The organism is Sulfuriferula sp., from assembly GCF_054605375.1.
This window is the reverse complement of sequence record NZ_JBTSEG010000042.1, coordinates 1-18,020: the sequence shown is the minus strand read 5'-3', so window position 1 is coordinate 18,020 and position 18,020 is coordinate 1. Positions and strand designations below refer to the sequence as shown.

The 18,020-nt window shown below is 56.5% G+C and carries 19 protein-coding genes and 2 pseudogenes; 4 read left to right on the top strand and 17 right to left on the bottom strand.

The genetic code is table 11. The annotated features are described in order from the left end of the window. The 6 genes and pseudogenes from ACYCZJ_RS15460 to ACYCZJ_RS15435 all read right to left on the bottom strand — a co-directional run. Positions 1-134: pseudogene (locus ACYCZJ_RS15460) on the bottom strand (IS256 family transposase); the annotation flags it as partial. A 77-nt stretch (positions 135-211) separates the two neighbouring features. Continuing rightward, positions 212-1,360, bottom strand: coding sequence for an aldo/keto reductase (locus ACYCZJ_RS15455; protein ID WP_461555121.1), 1,149 nt, complete (start codon positions 1,358-1,360; stop codon positions 212-214). Beyond that, entirely contained in the window at positions 1,357-2,532 is a 1,176-nt protein-coding gene (locus ACYCZJ_RS15450) for an acetoin utilization protein AcuC (RefSeq protein ID WP_461555120.1), read from the bottom strand. Before ACYCZJ_RS15450 ends, ACYCZJ_RS15455 begins: the two co-directional genes overlap by 4 nt. Further along, complete coding sequence (locus ACYCZJ_RS15445; RefSeq protein ID WP_461555119.1) at positions 2,529-5,057, bottom strand: nitric oxide reductase activation protein NorD; 2,529 nt, start codon at positions 5,055-5,057, stop codon at positions 2,529-2,531. The genes ACYCZJ_RS15450 and ACYCZJ_RS15445 overlap by 4 nt, the downstream gene beginning before the upstream one ends. Before the next feature lie 9 nt (positions 5,058-5,066). Then, the gene (locus ACYCZJ_RS15440; protein WP_461555118.1) at positions 5,067-5,918 is read right to left on the bottom strand and encodes an AAA family ATPase; all 852 of its coding nucleotides are present in this window, start codon (positions 5,916-5,918) and stop codon (positions 5,067-5,069) included. Next, a complete protein-coding gene (locus ACYCZJ_RS15435) occupies positions 5,915-6,328 on the bottom strand; it encodes a hypothetical protein (RefSeq protein ID WP_124705190.1) in 414 nt (137 codons plus the stop codon). The genes ACYCZJ_RS15440 and ACYCZJ_RS15435 overlap by 4 nt, the downstream gene beginning before the upstream one ends. Positions 6,329-6,432: 104 nt before the next feature. On the opposite strand from ACYCZJ_RS15435, the gene ACYCZJ_RS15430 reads away from it, so the two are divergent. Next, positions 6,433-6,756 (top strand): hypothetical protein, encoded by a 324-nt coding sequence (locus tag ACYCZJ_RS15430; protein ID WP_461555117.1) that lies wholly within the window; start codon positions 6,433-6,435, stop codon positions 6,754-6,756. Between the two features lie 73 nt (positions 6,757-6,829). On the opposite strand, the gene ACYCZJ_RS15425 is transcribed toward ACYCZJ_RS15430, so the two are convergent. From ACYCZJ_RS15425 to ACYCZJ_RS15390, 8 genes are read right to left on the bottom strand one after another with little or no spacing between them, the layout of a single operon-like run. Beyond that, entirely contained in the window at positions 6,830-7,333 is a 504-nt protein-coding gene (locus ACYCZJ_RS15425; protein WP_461555116.1) for a TPM domain-containing protein, read from the bottom strand. 1 nt (position 7,334) lies between these two features. Then, a complete protein-coding gene (locus ACYCZJ_RS15420; protein ID WP_461555115.1) occupies positions 7,335-8,168 on the bottom strand; it encodes a TPM domain-containing protein in 834 nt (277 codons plus the stop codon). 7 nt (positions 8,169-8,175) lie between these two features. Then, positions 8,176-8,790 carry a LemA family protein gene (locus tag ACYCZJ_RS15415; RefSeq protein WP_124705193.1) on the bottom strand — a complete coding sequence of 205 codons (615 nt, stop codon included), beginning with the start codon at positions 8,788-8,790 and terminating at the stop codon, positions 8,176-8,178. 30 nt (positions 8,791-8,820) lie between these two features. Next, complete coding sequence (locus ACYCZJ_RS15410) at positions 8,821-9,507, bottom strand: uracil-DNA glycosylase (protein ID WP_461555114.1); 687 nt, start codon at positions 9,505-9,507, stop codon at positions 8,821-8,823. Beyond that, on the bottom strand, positions 9,500-9,973 hold the full coding sequence (rimI, locus tag ACYCZJ_RS15405) for a ribosomal protein S18-alanine N-acetyltransferase (protein ID WP_461555113.1): 474 nt from the start codon (positions 9,971-9,973) through the stop codon (positions 9,500-9,502). Before rimI ends, ACYCZJ_RS15410 begins: the two co-directional genes overlap by 8 nt. After that, the gene (tsaB, locus tag ACYCZJ_RS15400; protein WP_461555112.1) at positions 9,970-10,641 is read right to left on the bottom strand and encodes a tRNA (adenosine(37)-N6)-threonylcarbamoyltransferase complex dimerization subunit type 1 TsaB; all 672 of its coding nucleotides are present in this window, start codon (positions 10,639-10,641) and stop codon (positions 9,970-9,972) included. The genes rimI and tsaB overlap by 4 nt, the downstream gene beginning before the upstream one ends. Before the next feature lie 23 nt (positions 10,642-10,664). Next, positions 10,665-11,063, bottom strand: coding sequence for an HIRAN domain-containing protein (locus tag ACYCZJ_RS15395; RefSeq protein ID WP_461555111.1), 399 nt, complete (start codon positions 11,061-11,063; stop codon positions 10,665-10,667). Continuing rightward, positions 11,063-13,444 (bottom strand): EAL domain-containing protein, encoded by a 2,382-nt coding sequence (locus ACYCZJ_RS15390; protein ID WP_461555110.1) that lies wholly within the window; start codon positions 13,442-13,444, stop codon positions 11,063-11,065. The genes ACYCZJ_RS15395 and ACYCZJ_RS15390 overlap by 1 nt, the downstream gene beginning before the upstream one ends. A 257-nt stretch (positions 13,445-13,701) precedes the next feature. On the opposite strand from ACYCZJ_RS15390, the gene ACYCZJ_RS15385 reads away from it, so the two are divergent. From ACYCZJ_RS15385 to ACYCZJ_RS15375, 3 genes are all read left to right on the top strand, one after another. After that, a complete protein-coding gene (locus tag ACYCZJ_RS15385) occupies positions 13,702-14,259 on the top strand; it encodes a DUF4337 domain-containing protein (RefSeq protein WP_461555109.1) in 558 nt (185 codons plus the stop codon). Then, the gene (locus ACYCZJ_RS15380) at positions 14,256-14,846 is read left to right on the top strand and encodes a phosphatase PAP2 family protein (RefSeq protein ID WP_461555108.1); all 591 of its coding nucleotides are present in this window, start codon (positions 14,256-14,258) and stop codon (positions 14,844-14,846) included. The genes ACYCZJ_RS15385 and ACYCZJ_RS15380 overlap by 4 nt, the downstream gene beginning before the upstream one ends. A 103-nt stretch (positions 14,847-14,949) precedes the next feature. Next, complete coding sequence (locus ACYCZJ_RS15375) at positions 14,950-15,204, top strand: hypothetical protein (protein ID WP_461555107.1); 255 nt, start codon at positions 14,950-14,952, stop codon at positions 15,202-15,204. A 291-nt stretch (positions 15,205-15,495) separates the two neighbouring features. Here the strand turns inward: ACYCZJ_RS15375 and tnpA are convergent. The 3 genes and pseudogenes from tnpA to ACYCZJ_RS15360 form a co-directional block, all read right to left on the bottom strand. Continuing rightward, positions 15,496-15,924: pseudogene (gene tnpA / locus ACYCZJ_RS15370) on the bottom strand (IS200/IS605 family transposase). After that, a complete protein-coding gene (locus ACYCZJ_RS15365; RefSeq protein ID WP_461555106.1) occupies positions 15,925-16,623 on the bottom strand; it encodes an ABC transporter ATP-binding protein in 699 nt (232 codons plus the stop codon). Beyond that, the coding region (locus ACYCZJ_RS15360) for a branched-chain amino acid ABC transporter ATP-binding protein/permease (RefSeq protein WP_461555105.1) at positions 16,620-18,020 on the bottom strand (1,401 nt) is incomplete at its 5' end. The genes ACYCZJ_RS15360 and ACYCZJ_RS15365, both read right to left, overlap by 4 nt.

Sequence of the window (18,020 nt, the reverse complement as noted above, 5' to 3'; positions counted from 1 at the left end):
TGCAGGGCGCGTTCCACTATGGCCTTGGTGAGCTGCTTTAAGATGCCATTCTCACCAATCAGGTCTTCGGGTTTCTGGTAATCAGCGAGTAAAAGATCAATCAGATCGGGCTGTACTACTTTGCGTTGGGTCATGGTTTTCCTTTGGAGGCGGCAGTCTCCTGCCTAATGACCGTTTACACAAAATTATTTACACCCTCGAAAAATTGCAGCTATTCCGTGCGCTCATACATTTTCAGATACGCCGTTTTATCCAGCGGTACCAGTTTAGTCACTGCCAGCACATCTTCCAGATGCGCCGGCGTGCTGATGCCTACCAGCGTAGTCCCTACTCCCGGCGTGGATCGGTTGAACTGGATGGCGCGTTGCGCGTCATTCTGCAGCATGGGCATCGCCTGGGTGACTGCGTCCATGGCCTGACTGGCAAGATGCCCCTTGAACAGCGTGTGACTTGCCATCAGGTAAACGCCTAGCTGATGCGCTGCCTGGATGGTTGAACCCACATTGCCCTGACCAGTAGTCTGACTGAAACGAGTAAAGCCTTCCTGCATGACTTGATTGAACGGCATTTGCACCACCTTGAACTGGTGCTTGGCCCGGTCATCCTTCCAGATCGCACGCGCCGCTTTTTCAGCGTGGCCTTGCATGGAGGTAATGGACTGGAACAGCGGATTATCGGTTTCAGCACGGAAACCATTGAATGTTGAAATACCGTAATAACGCAGCTTTTTGTCCTTGACCGCCTGCTCCAGCACCATGAATACTTTTTCCAGCTTGCGGTTAAGCTGATCCTTGCCGATGACAGGAATATGAACTTCAGGCTGGTCGATCAGGAAAGCGTCGAGGGTTTCCACACCCATCAACTGACGTGACAGTTCCAGCTGGAAACCAATGTATTCCGGACTAATGCAATGTGCAAGGGTCAGGTCTTCCGTACGTCCCAATCCCTTTGCCACGACCTCACTCTGGAACCATGCTTGCAGATCGGTGGGAGGACCGTCGCGAAAACTCAAAAATCCCCCCTTGGATACCAGAAACATCTGCTCGCGCTTGACCCCTGCCTCCAGCGCCTTTATGACGCCCGCACCCACCGCCGCCGGGGAACGCGCATAACGATAATGCGTTCCCGTATCCACCACGTTGATGCCGTTGCTCAGCGCCCGCGCAATGATTTCGGCGTAGTGCGCGTCCACCTCGTCGGTCGGTGCACCCGGAAAGGTACCGATACCGATGGAAGACAAGCGCAGGTGGACATTGAGAAAATCGCTGTAATGGCCTTCGGCGCAATCCTTGCCGAAACTGGCGACATATTGCTTGCTGGCCATCATGGTGCAATGGCCGGGTATGAGGGGTGTGGTCATATGTTTTTCAGATAAGGATGTTGCTGAATTTGTTCGATCAAAGCATGAATTTCAGGGCGCACCGGGCGGCTTTCGAGCCGGTCCAGGCGGGAGACGAAAAGCTGCTCGAAGTAGTCCTCGTCTTCGTCCATATCCCACCCCACCGCACGCAGTGCCTGCACTCCGGCAGCGGGTATGGCTTCTGCCAGATCGCGTCCGGACAGCAGCGCCCACAGCCCGGTCCAGGCGCGCGCCAGCACCAGCGGATGATACCCGCCGCCGCCCGTCACCAGCAAGCGCGGGGTACCGTCGGCGTGGCAGGGGGCGGTTTCCAGAATAGTCCGGGCAGTCTCCAGGAAACATTGTGTGGAAAGCCCTAGCTTGCCCAGCGGATCAGCGAAGATCATGTCGGTGCCCGCCTGCAACACGATCGCGTCAGGCTTGAATTGGTCCAGCAAAGGTTGCCAAACAGCATCAAATAACAAGCGGTATTCTGCATCATGCGTACTGTGAGGTAGCGGTACGTTCAGGCTGGTATAGCCGGATTCTAACGTGCCCGCGCCGGCCAGTTGCCCGCCGCTGAAGGGGTAGGCGTAGCCGGTATCCATGTGCAGGGACAAGGTAAACACTTCCGGGTCGTCGAGGAATGCCGCTTCCACCCCATCGCCATGGTGGGCGTCGATATCCACATAGAGTACGCGCCAGCCCTCGCGGCGCAGCCGCAGAATGCCCAGCACCGGATCGTTGAAATAGCAGAATCCCAGTGCCCGATCCGGACGCGCATGATGCATGCCGCCCGCCGGATTGAAACCGATGCGGCCGCGGATGACCTCCTCCGCCGCCTGTATGGAAGCCCCGGTAGCAGTGGCCGGGATGGTGAAAAACTGCTCGAAATAAGGATTTTCCAGCGTACCCAGATTGTGCTGCTTGCGCACCGGATTGCTGACCCGGCCCAGCGCCTCGGCGCGTTTGAAAGCGGAAACATATTCGGGCGTGTGGAACCACTCCAGTTCGAAATCCGCCGCTTTGCGCGCTTGCACGAATTCCGCGCTGGTGAGCGCACCATAGCTATTGATCAGATCATAGGTCAGCGAAACGCGCGGGATCGCCAGCGGGTGATTGCTGCCGTAGGTCTTGCGCCGGTATTTGGCAGCGCCGATGAAGCTGGCTTTACGGGTAGGCAGGGGATTCATTTGCGCAACCGCAGGTAAATTTCCGGCAATTTTTTGGGTAGGTCGTTGATGTGATCCAACACCACGTAATGCCCGGGCCCGAAAATTTGTGGCAGGTACTGGCTGCCGGCAGCATCCAGGGTAATGCAGAACGGATGTACGCCCGCATCCACCGCCTCTTTCACCGCCATGCGCGTATCCTCATGCAGGTAACGCTCGTCACCGCCGTCATCGTAGTCTGCCGGCCGTCCATCCGACAGGATCAACAGCAAACGACGCTGGGATGGCGCCCGGTCGAAACCTTTCACTGCGTGGCGGATGGCTGCGCCCATGCGCGTGGCAAGCCGTCCGGACAAGCCACCCAGCACGGCGCGCGCATGCGGGGTCAGGCGCTGATCGAAACCCTTGATGCTGTAATAACTGACATTGTCGCGATACTTCGAGGCAAACCCGGCCAGACTATACGGATCGCCCACCTCTTCCATGCTCTCGGCGAACAGCAGCATGCCGGCACGGATGTGATCCACCACGCGTCCGCCGCCTTCGCTGGACTGCATAATCGAGGTGGAGATATCAGCCAGCAGGGTGACCGCTGTATCGCGGTGCTGCATCACTCTCTGCCGGTAGATATTCGCCTTGGGCGACATGCCGGCGCGCTTTTCGGCGATATAGCCAATGGCAGCTTCCAGATCCAGTTCATCGCCGTCGAACTGGCGCCGCAGCGGTGCCATGCGCGCCGGCTTCTGCGTTTGAATAGCGCGCTTCAGGCGCTTCAGTGCCGGTGCATATTGCGTGAGCAACCTGGTCGCCTCGTTGGCATCCAGCTCGGTCAACTCTTTTTCCTGCACCCATGCCCAGTTGCGCTTGTAGCGTCCGTCGCGGTAATCCCATTCGGCGTAGGGTTTGCCCTTCTCGCTGTATTCCGCGCCACGGGCATGACCGGTCACGTGAGCAGGTTGCGGGATGCCGACGCCGACGCGACCGCCCGAGCCAGTCGTCTCCTCGGGTGGAATATCAAAATCCGGGTCTTCGCCGGCAGCCTGCTTGGGGATTTCCCGTTTTTCCGGGTTGGGCTTGATCTCGGTATTCTTGACCGCGTCATCCTGATCTTCGGTACCGGTGCCGAATTCGGCGTGATCCAGCTCGCGGCGCGGATAAACCGGACGTGCGGCATTGGGTGAGCGGCCCGGCAGGTAAGCATGTTCGCGCTCGGCCAGCGTCATCGGCGGCAAATTGGTATCCGCATAGAGCAGATTGGCAATGCGGAACGCGTCAACTATCGTGGCCGATTCATTCAGAAGGGGTCGCCATGATTCCATTTCAACCTGTTGCGGCGCATCTGACGCAATCCAGCGCAGCGTTTGCCTGGCCAGTTCAAAATACGCAGCGGCAGCGCCAGCAGGCAGCGTTGCTGCCTCCGCGGCTGCCAGCAATCGCGCTAGATAATTCGGCACGCTCACACCGATGCGCGTATCCACGCGCAAGTCTTCACACAGGTCGAAAATCAGCTGAAAGCGGGTCATGTCCTCGCCAAAGGCGGCGAACAAGGGCCGCCAGGTGATGCGCTTGTCGGCGTCCAGGGGCGGGTGTTCGCGCCCGACTTCGTGGAACAACGCCTCGATATAACGCCGCTCGAAGGAGTGGAACGTCAGATGTCCGGCGGCATGCAACAGCGCCAGGATGGCTTCCTCACGGCTGGGCAAGGCAATGGGCAAATACAGCGCCGCGCCGTCGGTTTCGACAAAGGCGCGGCCCTTGTCCGGCGACCAGTTGCCGTCCAGCAGATCGAAATTCTCGCCAAACCAGGCATACAGAATCAGTTGTAATAAGCGTTGGTGCTCGGGCGTACGAAAACCGGGCAGATTCTCCAGCAGCATGGCCATGCTTTCTTCCGATTCCAGCTTGAAGAATGCTTCGCCGCGCAGCCGCCCCGCCTGCAGAATGTCCGCACCGCGCTTGGCCCAAGGCTGTACCGCTTCCACACCGAGCAGATTGCGCACCCGGATTGCGCCGGGAAGATAGGTGGCAAGTGCCAGACGACGCTGGCTGAACAGGTTCTCTGCCGGCAACACCAGTTCTTCCACACCGGCGATGCCGTGCGTCGCAGCCAGTTCGGCAACCGGGCAACGGAAATAAGTCGCACCCGATTCCAGATGACGCCCGCACCAGGCAATACCCAGTTCTGCCCAGCGTGCTTCGCCTGTACTGCCCAGAATACGGTAGGCGTCGGGCAACTGCTCCATGAATCCATCCAGCGCTTTCCAGGAACCGCGCCACTGTAGAAAGCACAGCGCCTGATGCGTCCATGGCAGCACCGTGTGGCCTGCCTCCAGCGCCGCACGACTGCCGCGAATGAAAGCCTTTCCGGCATCACGATCGTGCTGAAACAAGGCTTTGCAGGCACGCACCCATTCCAGTGCGATTTCATCGCCCTGACTCTGGATGGCGTCCAGCGCTTCCCTGGTATCGCGGTGTGCCACGAAGCTGATCTGCTCCAGATCAACCAGCTCCTGCTGGATAGCGGCAAGAATTTCCAGTTGTGTCATCAGCTCAAATCAAGCAGCAAAATGCGCCTTGATGATTTCCATCAGTGCCTCGGCCAGTTCCGGGTCGTCCGTCACCGGATTGACCAGCGCGGCCTTGCACGCTTCCACCGGCTCGATGCCCGCAACCATCATGTTGCCGGCGTACACCAGCGCGCGCGTAGAGGTCGCTTCTTCCAGTCCGTGGTCTTTCAGGGTACGGGCGCGGCGACCCGTGGCAACCAGTTTTTCGACTTGGCTTGTGTCCAGTTCCGGCACTTCGTTCTGGATGATCTTGCGTTCGATTTCTTCACGCGGATAATCGAAATTGATACCGATAAAGCGTTGCTTGGTGGACGGCTTGAGATCTTTCAGTACGGTCTGGTAGCCGGGATTGTAGGAAATTACCAGCATGAAATCCTCGTGCGCCTCGATTTCCTGACCCTTCTTTTCCAGCGGCAACTGGCGACGGTGGTCGGTGAGCGGATGGATGATCACCGTGCTGTCGGTGCGCGCCTCGACAATCTCGTCCAGGTAACAGATGGCTCCGGCTTTCACCGCGCGCGTGAGCGGGCCGTCCTGCCACACGGTGGCTTCACCTTCGAGCAAAAAGCGACCCACCAGATCGGAACTGGTCAGGTCTTCATGACAGGATACGGTCACCAGCGGGCGCTTCAGACGCCATGCCATGTATTCCAGAAAGCGCGTCTTGCCGCAGCCGGTGGGGCCTTTCAGCATCACCGGCAGACGTTTTTTGTAAGCGGCCTCGAAAATTTCGACTTCATTTTTCTGCGCTTCGTAATAGGGAGCTCCAGCTTCATCTTCCACCGGCTGCTGAATAATGTCGCGCTCAACCCCGCGCAAACGGTTCAAAAAGCCTTTCATGCCATCTCCAGTCGGTCTTCACGCATGCAGCGCGTTTTCATGAATAAATACAGGTGGCGCAGCGTGCGCACGGCCATTTTTTCCGGATTCTGCGGCAAAGCATCGAGGCGTTCCATGGCTATGCAGTTATGGTAATAAACCAGCTCGCGGCAGTTGTCGCGGATGGTGTTCCAAGATGGATCGCTTTTTACCAGCGCCTTGAATACGTCAAGCAGATCATCCGCTTGATCTGGCAGTGTTTTCTCACCCACATCGGCGATATAAGCGATGATGAGCTGCTTGGTCAGCGCCATCGCATGCTCGACCGTCTCCGGCAGAGGCAATGAGCCGCGTTCGTTGAGGATGCGTTCCAGATCGACGATTTGTCCGTCCACCTGCTCGAATGTTTGTATCAATGCGGTGTGATCCATTTGCTTACTAGACCGGTCAGGAGTTTAAGAATAAAATTAGCGAATTGTGAAATACGCAATACCCGATCATTTTACTCAACTTTAATAGATTATGGAATGCTGATATGAAAAAGCTGGTCAAGCTCGTCAAGGTCAACAACCTGCAGTACAACGCAAACCGCGATCCGGAAGTATACCGTCGCAGCGCCAACGAGAACTTCCGCATCCAGGCATTGGTTGATGGCAGCGGCGCGGTCAAATGCAAACTGCTGGATGTGACCGGCAAGCCGCTGAATGAGCAAACCGTCAATGCACCAGGCACCTACACTCATGAAATTTCATTCGCCACCCCCGGTGTACGCGTGGTGACTTTGTTGGTGGAAGGTAATGGTGAAAAGTTCACGCAAGACTTGCGCCTGGATGTGATGGAACACGCCTGGATCGGTTAAACCTCGATCAGTAAAACTTTCAGGTCAGCGCTACTCCAAACAGCCCGCGATTTGCGGGCTGTTTGTTTATAGGCTAGCGTTTTACCATGACCGGCCGATTATCCAGTTCGTTGCGCTTTCTGCCTTGCGCGGGATAATGCCGTTGTAGCAGATCCCCTACTGCCGCCACCCCCTGCAACGCCGCCGCCTCATATTGGCCCTGCTGCAACAGCGCTTCCATGGCGCGACAAACGCCCTCCCATTCGCCCGCAGCAATATGCCCGTGAATACCCCGGTCGGCGACAATCTCCACATCGTGGTCGGCCAACAGCAGATATATCAGCACGCCATTGTTGTGTTCCGTATCCCACACGCGCAGCTCGGTGAAAACATTCAGGGCCCGCTCGCGTGCGGACATGCCTTGCCATAGTTCGCCAATATCCAGCGCGCCTTCCACGGCAAAGCGCAGTTCACCGTAATGGTGCTGCTCGGAGCCATGTATGGCGGACTCGATCGCACGCATGGTGTGCGCGGGAAAGGCGAGATGCACGCGCCACGGAAAATGCAGAAGATGTTTGAACACACGCATCAGGCTCATCTCACCATCTCCCCGACGCGCCACCACCACCAAAGCCGCCACCTCCACCACCGAACCCACCCGAGCCGCCACCGAATCCACCTCCGCCAAAACCGCCGCCGCGCCCCAGGTTGATTCCGGAAAATACCGCAAAGAACACCAGCACACCCGCCAGGGACGCCATCAGCGCCGAGCCCAGCACCAGCCAGCCCAGACCTCCTACAGCCGCCGCAGCCATGCCTGAACCCAGAAAGCGCCCGAATATTGCACGCAGCACCTGGCCAATGAAAGTGGCACCTATGACAGCGATGAATAGCATACCGAGTGGATCGCTGCTGCTGTTTTGGGCTTTGGCTTTGACCGGCGGCAACGGCTCTCCATTTATCAACTTGATGAGCTGATCCACCCCGGCCTGGATTCCGCCTGCGAAATCATCCTGTTTAAAATGCGGCACGATAGTCTCGGCGATGACGCGTTTGGCAATCGCATCTGGAATCACGCCCTCCAGGCCATAGCCCACTTCGATGCGCAAAGCATGATCGTTTTTGGCGACCAGCAGGATCACTCCGTCATCCACGCCCTTGCGTCCCAATTTCCACGCCTCGGCCACGCGTATGCCGTATTGTTCAATCGCTTCGGGTGCTGTGGTGGGTACAATAAGCACTGCAAGCTGACTACCCTTGTGTTTCTCGAAATCAGCCAGTTGCTGCTCCAGGCTGGCTGCCTGAACTGAAGTGAGCGTATTGGTGAGATCGGTGACATGCGCCTTAAGTGCAGGCACCGCCACCTCAGCCAGCACCGGGCCGGCAGCCCCTATACACAACAGGGCTGCCAGTATGGTCAAGCAGCGTTTCATATCGAGGCTAATGAGCCGGCGCCGGTGCGGCGGGCGCGCCAAAATCGACTTTGGGCGCTTTGGAAATTTCCTTCTCGTTGTCTACAGTAAAGCTGGGCTTAACCTTGTAGCCCATCACCATGGCAGTGAGATTGCTGGGGAAACGCCGTACGGTGTTGTTGTATTCCTGCACCGCATCGATATAACGTTTACGCGCAACGGTGATGCGATTTTCGGTACCTTCCAGTTGCGCTTGAAGATCACGGAATACACCGTCCGCCTTGAGCTGCGGGTAATTTTCGGCAACCAGCATCAGGCGCCCCAGAGAATTGCTCATGTCGCGTTGTGCGGCCTGGAATTTGGCAAAGGCTGCAGGGTCATTGATCAGCTCAGGCGTGGCTTGAATCTGTCCGACGCGGGCGCGCGCCTCGGTCACTTGCGTGAATACATCTTTTTCGTGAGCCGCATAGCCTTTTACCACATTGACCAGATTGGGCACCAGATCGGCGCGGCGCTGATACTGATTGAGTACTTCAGCCCAGCTGGCCTTGACCTGTTCGTCGGAGGTCTGAAATGTGTTGTAGCCGCAGCCACTCAGGCTCAGCGTCAGCAACAGCATGAGTGACATCATCCAGTTACGCATTGCGGTTTCTCCTTGTGTGAATTCGTGACATCAGATTGAGGCGGCAGGTTGTTTTAACAAGCCCTGCATGGTCGCGACCGCCAGACACAGGTCTTCCCATGCGCGCGACTTGTCCGCCAGGTTGCGCAGCAGATAGGCCGGATGATACGTCACAATCAATGGAATATCGCGGTATTGATGCACCTGCCCACGCAGGCTGCTGATACTGGCATCGGTATCCAGCAGCGTGTGCGCGGCGAAACGCCCAAGCGCAATCATCAGTTTCGGCTGGATCAATTGAATCTGACGTTCCAGATACGGCAGACAGGCCGTGATTTCTTCAGGTTTTGGATTGCGGTTACCGGGCGGCCGTGATTTCAGAACATTGGCGATATAAACGTTATCGCCGCGACGCAGATGAATTGCTGTCAGCATCGCATCCAGCAGCTTGCCTGCGGCACCGACGAAAGGCTCGCCCTGAATATCCTCCTCGGCACCAGGTGCCTCCCCTACGAACAACCAGTCAGCATGAATATCACCGGCACCGAGCACGCCTTGGGTGCGGGTTGCATGCAGCGGGCAGGCAGTGCAGGTGTCCACCGCCTGCCGAAGCGCATCCCAATCCATCCCGCCGATATCTTCTACGCCACCTGGCGCGGGGGCAGAAGCGGCCGTCCCGGCACCACGCAGCTTCCAGCGGGGGGCAAGTTCCAATTCGCGAAGCACAATGTCACGCATCTTCTTTTATATCCAGCAGCATGATCACGGCGTCTTCGCGCCCTTTTTCAGCAGGGTAATATGCTTTGCGCATGGCCACATATTCGAATCCCAGCTTATGGTAAAGACGGCGCGCCACGGTATTCGACGGCCGCACTTCCAGGTACATGGTTTCGGCGTGATAATCGCGCGCGACTTCGATCAAATACTGCATGAAGGTACGTCCCCAGCCCCTGCCCTGCCACTCCAGACCTACTGTGATATTCAATAAATGCGCTTCTCCCGCTGCCAGCATCAGCACCGCATAACCCGCGACATATTGATTGTGCTGGCACACCCAGCAGCTATAGCCTGACTGTAGCGAATCGCGGAAATTGCCGCGCGTCCATGGAAATGGATAAACCACATGTTCTATCGCCACGACCACATCGATGTCGTCTTCGCGCATCGGGCGGAATAGCGGCTGGAAGTGTAATAGCGCACTCATCGTTCGGAAATCTTCAATGCGACCTTGTCGCGAATATAAAACGGCACCGCCAGTTCTGCGGCCACGCCCTGCCCGCTAGCGATGCGCGGCGCGGCCAAACGGGCAATGTCGCGGGCATGCGGATACAGTTCCGGCCTCACACTGGTCAGCACAGCGCCATATCGCGCCTGTAGCGGTTCTGCATACGCTTTAAATCCGCTACCGCACCCCATCCAGCCAGCGCCCTCAGGCATGGGGACCAGTTGGGGAGCGCACAGCTGCGGCTCGGATGCGCTTATCCAGTCGCTTCCCTCACGTTGATATACCGCATGGTATACCTCAGCCATGCGCGCATCCAGACAGGTGATGACCCGCTCGGCGCCGCTCGCCTCGGCCAGCGCCAGCAAAGTGCCGATACCCAGCACCGGCACGTCCGCGCCAAATGCCAACCCCTGCGCCACAGCACAGGCAATACGCAGGCCGGTAAACGAACCCGGCCCGGCACCGAAGGCGATGCCATCGAGCTGAGCCAAGCTAATCTGCGCTTCGGCCAGGATTTCCTGACACATGGGTAACAATAATTGCGAGTGGGTTTGTCCGGCGTGAATTTCACGAAAGCTGAGCGCATCGTCCTGCAGCAAGGCGACAGAGCAATACTCGGTGGAGGTATCAAAAGCCAGAATTCTCATCCGGCGATTATAGCGGAGGCAGGCTAATGAAGGGGCAGATAGACTTCGAACAGAACACGCTGCCACGGATTTCGGCTCGGGCTTAAACGGCTGATGCGTGCCTCCAGCCGGTTACCTCGATCCATCAGCCGCGCCACCGCCTCATTATCGCGACGCGGCACATAGCCCAACTTGACACCATGCCATTCCACTCGAACAGCGCGTGGATCATGGATATTTTGCGGCTCGCGCACCAATTCCAGCGTGTCGCCTTCGTGCATTTCAGCCCAGACCTGCTTGCCGCGATAGTACTGGAAGCCCGCCAGCGGCGATGCTTGCAGCAGGATATGTTCGGAGACTTCGGCAACGGCAGGTAGCGACAGCAGTACAGAAATCGCCACCATCCACCATACTATCCGGCCGGCCTGGGTGACGAATCCCATCAGGCAGCGCCGCGTGCGGGAAGCCTGACCTTATCGCACAGCAAATGCAAAGGTGCCGGTTTGTGTATGCCGTAGCCCTGAGCATAATCCACGCCCAGTATGCTGAGCTTTTTCAATATGGCATCATTTTCCACAAATTCTGCCACCGTCTGGATACCCATCACCTGGCCAATCCGGTTGATGGCCTCCACCATGGCGTAGTCGACCGCGTCCGTCACCATGTCGCGCACAAAGGCGCCATCTATTTTTACGCTATCCACATGAAGATTCTTGAGGTATGCAAAGGAAGACATGCCACTACCGAAGTCATCGAGCGAGAAACGGCAACCGATACCTCTGAGAACGCTGATAAATCGCATGGCCTGACTCAGGTTGGCAATCGCTGCCGTTTCAGTCACTTCGAAACAGATAACCTCGCCTGAAATGCCGCTAAGATGGAACTGGTCAATCACGAATCCGACAAAATGCTCGTCACCCAGTGACTGGCCGGAAATATTGATGGCGTAGCAGCGCTGCTCGGTACTCCCCGGATTATCCAGCAGCCATTTGAACATGGTGCGGATCACCCAACGGTCAATCAACGGCATCATTCCGTAGCGTTCAGCCGCCGGGATGAAACTCATCGGGCTCACCAGCCGGCCGGATTCATCCTCCAGCCGCAATAATATTTCGCAGTATTCTTTTCGCTGCTGATTGGGCTGCACTGCAACGATGTTCTGGTAATACAGAAGAAAGCGCTTTTCTTCAAAAGCATGGGTGATGCGCGCCACCCACTGCATCTCGCCGTGGCGCTGGAGCATCTCTGCACTATCTTTCTCGTGCACCCAGACCCGGTTGCGCCCTTTGTCCTTGGCCATGTAACAGGCTGCGTCAGCTGCGCTCAGCAACGCGGCAATATTTTCTGCATTGGCGGTCACCTCTACCAGCCCCACACTGGCGCCGACCTCGAAGGTTTTACCTTTCCAGACAAAACGGAACTCTGCAATCACCTGACGCAATTTTTCTGCAGTCTGGCGTCCTTGCTCAATGCCACATTCACGTAATAACACACCGAACTCATCCCCGCCCAGCCTGGCCAACGTATCGTGTGTTCGAATATGAGACTGGATGATCGCCGCCAGTTGGCGCAACAATTCGTCTCCTGCCCCATGTCCGCTGGTATCGTTGACCAGCTTGAACTGATCCAGGTCCATATAGATCAAAATGTGCCGGTGATCTGTCAGCTTTGCGCTATTCAACAATTCTGCCAGGCAACGTTCGAACTCGCGCCGGTTGGTCAGGCCTGTCAACGAATCATGGCTGGCCTGCCAGGACAGTTGTTGAGCCATGTTACGTGTCACCGTTACATCATGGAAAACCGACACAAAGCCTATGGTAGCGCCGCCATGATTGCGAATCGGCGTAACGGACGATTCGATGGAAAATTCCGCACCGGTTTTGCTGATCAGCACCGCATGGCGGTTAAGCCCTACCATCCACCCATCCAGTTGATCAGGTGCAAACGGTTGGTCTAGCGACTGCCTGGATATTTCATCGACCGTATTGAATATTTGCCAGAAAGGCAGTCCGTACGCCTGATCGGCACTCCAGCCGGTGAGTTGCTCCGCCACAGGATTAATGTAATCTACGTTACCCGCCAAATCGGTAGAAATGACGGCATCGCCGATTGAATGCAGGGTAACCTCTGCGCGTTCCTTCTCCTGGAACAAAGCGCGTTCGATACGGATTGACTTGCGCACCACCAGTATCATGATGCCGATGCCCAGTACAAAGGCCAGACCACCCAGCGTGCCGACCATCCAGACCGCAGACCGGTATTCCCTGGCGACGTTGTTCACGGCCACATGCGTATAGCGCTGCTCCATCTTAATCAGTTGATTGAACAGTGAAAACACCTGTTCCTGCGCAGGAATGGCCTGTATCTGCAGCATCTCCTGCGCCTGTGCGAGTTTTCCGGCCTGAATCAACTCGACCACATGACCCATTAACTGCGTAGAAACCCGGGTTTTTTGCTGCGAAGCCAGCAGTGTCGCTCTTTCTACGGGATTTAAATTCAGCCGAAACAATTCATCCCGGTTGCGAATAAACTCACCGGCAAGCTGGCTGAAGTGCTGCACGGCATCATCCAGCTGAAACGGGTCTTTCATCAACAGCATGCTATAGACGGTGACGGCGCGTTCGCGCGACAGGGAACGCAGGTTCGCCACCAGTTCGCTTTTGGTTTCACGATCCCTGACAATCGCCTCCATCTGTAGGTTAATGGAGTGCATACGCACCAGTCCGATCACGGTAATCGTGACCATCAGCAGCAATACCAGCCCAAAGCCGATCACAATGGCGTATTTGGAGTTTTGCATGAACAGCCGAATCGCTGTTTTCATAGATTAAGATCCGATTTTATATTTTTACTTGATCCAAATGACGACCAGTGACATAGCTCACTGCCCACCCATCCCTCAAGAATTTTTTTTAATGGCCACTATCTAATATCGGAATTTGAACGAAAACCTTTAATTACTGGCGGCATTAGGTATTTAGCCGGGTTTTGACATGCCTGCATGGTAAATAGCTTGATGCATGCATTCAATCGATTCAGAATACGCACCACCTTAAATCTTAATCAATCCGGATTTTTACCATGAGCGACACAGGTATTCACATTCCTCACCCACCCCATCACAGCCACGAGGCCAATTCGCTGGATCAGTGGGTAGCCATATTCACCGCGATTCTAGCAGCCCTGGGCGCTGTTTTGAGTTATCAGGGAAGTCATTTGATGAATGACGTGCTGTTGCAGAAAAACGAAGCGGTATTGATGAAGGAGCATGCGACTGATCAGTGGAATTATTATCAGGCGGTCAGTACCAAAATGCACCTGATGGAACTTGCCAAAACCCTCGCACCTACTGGCAAAACCAGCGGATTTGAATCCGAAATCACCAAGTACAAGTCACAAAAAACCGGAATCAAGGCCAATGCGGATAAATTTGAACAGGCATCCGCCAAAGCCAATGCCGAGGCCGCCCAGCTGAATGCGCCGCACGAGAAAATGTCGCTGGCGCTCATTCTGTTTCAGATTGCCGTGGCGCTGGCATCCGTTACCGCGCTCACCAAGCGCGCCTGGCTGATGAGTATCGCGTCCGTTTGCGCGCTGATCGGTATTGGCCTGTGGGCTTACGGATTGACCATGCTGTGAGCCTGACTCCGGATAATCCGCTGTATGCCTGGGGTGGGCTGAACCACCAGCTGTTTTTGTGGCTCAACAGCTTTCATGGTCCCTATTGGGATGCACTGATGCTGACCATGACGGCGCTCGGCAGTCATGGCAATTATCCATACTATATCGCACTCGCCTTGCTGGTCAGTGCCTGGCGTCCACGCTGGCTACCTGGCAACAACGTCCTGATATTCGGTGTGGGATATGTCGTTACCGGATTGATCGTCATATTGCTCAAACCTTTGCTGAATTTCCCCCGCCCTCTACTGGCTTTAGGGCAGCACTGGGTACATGTCGTAGGACGACCTGAATTCCACCACAGCTTTCCCTCCGGGCACGCCACTTTCGCGGTTTTGCTGGCGGCCAGTCTGTCCTATCAGGCGGCTTGGCCATTGCGCTGGGGATTGTGGGGATTCGCGCTGCTGGTGTGCCTATCGCGCCCTGCCCTGGGGGCGCATTTCCCGGCCGATATCCTGGGGGGCGCGTTGATAGGCGCTCTCACCGTGATCTCGTTGCGCAGCTTACAGAAACGATGGCTGCCGGCGCAGGAAAATGCCGGGGTTTAAGGCGGCAAGTCGCAAGCCGACACAGGGATTGATATACGACATGTGTACTATATCGGCACATTATTGACCGGATTCAGTACCCTGCCCCGGCATGGAAACCATCATGAAGCAGATCAATACCGCGCCATTCAGCGACACAAAAATAGTCGAATCCTGGCACAAAAACGCTGTGTCATGGACCGTGGCGGTACGTGAGGAGCACATCGAAAGTCGCCGCCAGGCTACCGACCAGGCGATCATCAACGCCCTGCTGGATTGCTCCCCGGGTTCAGTACTCGATATAGGTTGTGGCGAAGGCTGGCTGGTACGCGAACTTGGCAGCCGCCACATCCCGGCAAACGGTTGGCGCGAAGGCTAATGATGGCTTCAATGGCAGTTTTATCGACCCGGCTCCCTGTATTTCAGAACAATCGAAAGCTGGATAAGGCTGTTCACGCAGAACCAATTCCAGGTCTCTGAAATTCGGGAACCCGTTCACCCCAAGACCAGTAAGCCTGCTTCGATGATATTCATTGCGGATATGGGCGACTCGCCATCACGGGTAAGCATCCCCCGGCAGAGGGGGGCTTTAGTTTATGAGCCGCTCAAAGTGGCTAACCGGGGTCGCTAACGCGGCCCCGATTCCATTGGGCCACCTTGCGGTGGCCGGTTAACGCCATAGGTGCATCTGATCCAGGCGCTGGTCTTCCTGCTCCTGCTTCCTGATGTACTCCCGGATCACCGCTTCATCTCTTCACACCGTCGAAACAAAATACCCTCGGGCCCAAAAGTGTTGCCCGACGAAGTTCCGCTTCCGTTCTCCATACACTCGGGCCAAGTGAATCGCACTCTTGCCCTTGAGGTGCCCGATCACCTGCGAAACTGCGTACTTCGCCGGGATCAATATCATCATGTGCACGTGATCCGGCATCAGATGACCTTCCTCAATCCGGCTCTCTTTCCGCTCAGCCAGTTTGCGAAACACTTCCCCGAGGTGCTGCCTCAGTTGCTCCTACAACGTCCTGCGGCGACACTTCGGAATAAACACCACATGGTATTTGCACTCCCACTTCGAGTGGCTTAGGCTAGCCAGCAGCAGTTAGACAGCCAGGTAACGCTGCAATATGTCGGGTTGTGCCTTGATTTCCTGTGAAGGACCCTCGTGCACGATATGACCGTTGTTGATGATGTAGACGCGTTGCGCCAGTGCCAGCGTGGCCGCAAGATTCTGCTCCACCAGGACAATGGTCTGCCCGGCCGCCGCGAGCTCCCTGCAAGCCGTCATCAGGTCGCGCACGATGACCGGCGCAAGGCCTTCGAACGGCTCATCCAATAGGATGATTTTCGGATCACGGATCAGCGCGCGGGCAATCGCCAGCATCTGCTGTTCACCACCCGACAAGTCGGTGCCGCTACTGCCGCGCCGTTCTTTCAGCCGCGGGAACATTTCGTAAATGCGGTCGATCGGCCATTTGTTCGATGCCGTAAGTGCCGCGAGAGACAGATTTTCCTCAACATTGAGGCTGCCGAAAATGCGCCGGTCTTCATGCACAAGCTGCATGCCCGCTTGCGCGATAGTGTGGCTTTTTTTGCCGACCAGTTCGACGCCGTCAAGTTTTACCGAACCCGCGCGCGGTGTCACCACGCCCATCAGGCTTTTCAGGGTGGTGCTCTTGCCAGCCCCGTTGCGGCCGAGCAGCGCCACCACTTCGTTCTTTTCCACGCGTAGCGAGACATCAAACAGGATATGTGAATCCCCGTAATAACTGTGCAACCCTTCGACTTCCAGGAGGCTCATAATGCGATCTCCTCATGCACGCCACCAAGGTACGCTTCCTGTACTTTCGCGTTACCCTTGATTTCATCCGGCGTGCCTTCGACCAGGATGCGGCCTTCCTGTAGCACTGTAATGCGCTCAGCCAGCTCGAATAACGCGTCCATATCGTGATCGATGATGATCATGGTGCGACCCTGGCTGATGGACTTGAGCAGCTTGACGGTTTCGACCCGTTCCTGCGGACTCATACCCGCGAGCGGTTCGTCCAGCAGCAATAAGCTGGGCGAAGAAGCCAGCGCAAGGCCTACTTCCAGGCGCCGTTTCTCGCCATAGGCTAGCTGTGACACGGGAGTGTCGGCGCGCCCGGTCAAGTTGACCAGCTCCAGCGTGTGCTCTACTTGCTCGTCCAATCCGGGGGTATTTGACACGCTGGACAGCATGTCGAGCCTGAACTTGCCACGCAGCTCGGCCAAAGCGGAGATGATCAGATTTTGACGCACCGTCAGGCTATTGAACAGCTGATTTACCTGGTAACTCTTGGTTAAACCAAGTTGACAGACATCGGTGACGCTCAGGCCGGTGATATCACGTCCCTCGAACAGAATCTTGCCAGAAGAGGGATGCACTTCGCAGGTCAGCATCTTGAAAAAGGTCGACTTGCCCGCCCCGTTCGGGCCGATGATGCCGCGCAATTCACCCTGATTCACTGTGAAATCAATGTCGGTGTTGGCGTGTACACCACCGTAGTGTTTGGTAAGGCCGGTAACCTGCAGGATCGGCCCGGTGAAGCTCTTGGATACCGGGTGATGCGGCCGCATGGGCATGGGTGCTCGCGCAGCTTGTGTTCCCGCCGCCATTTGTCCATTTTCAGCCGTTGCCACTTCTTTCGGTTCTGTCGTCAACTTGCTTTTAACGTACCAATAGATATCCCTGAAGCCACCGATAATGCCCTGGCGCAGGAAAACCACCAGCAACACGAACACCACGCCAAGCACCAGCTTCCATGTCGCGCCCAGACCCAGCGTCGATTGCAGAAAATCTTGCAGAAACAGCCACACTGCCGCGCCGACCAGCGGACCGAACAGCGTAGCGCGGCCGCCGATAGCAGTCTGCATCACGAGCTGACCCGAGGTGTCGAACATGAAAGCGTCCGGTGGCATGAAAGCCTGCATCACACCCAGCAGGCCACCGGCCATGCCGGCGTAGGCGGCAGCAATGACGAACGCGGTAAGTTTGTAGCCCTGGACATTGTGGCCTACTGCGGCCGCACGCAGCGGATTCTCACGGATCGCGGTGAGGATCGCCCCAACCGGCGAGCGCACAATGCGCAGCGCGAGCATGATGCCGATGAAATAGATGAACGCAAGAAAGGGATAGAGCGACCAGCCACTGGTGAAATGAATGGTTTTGAAGCCGAG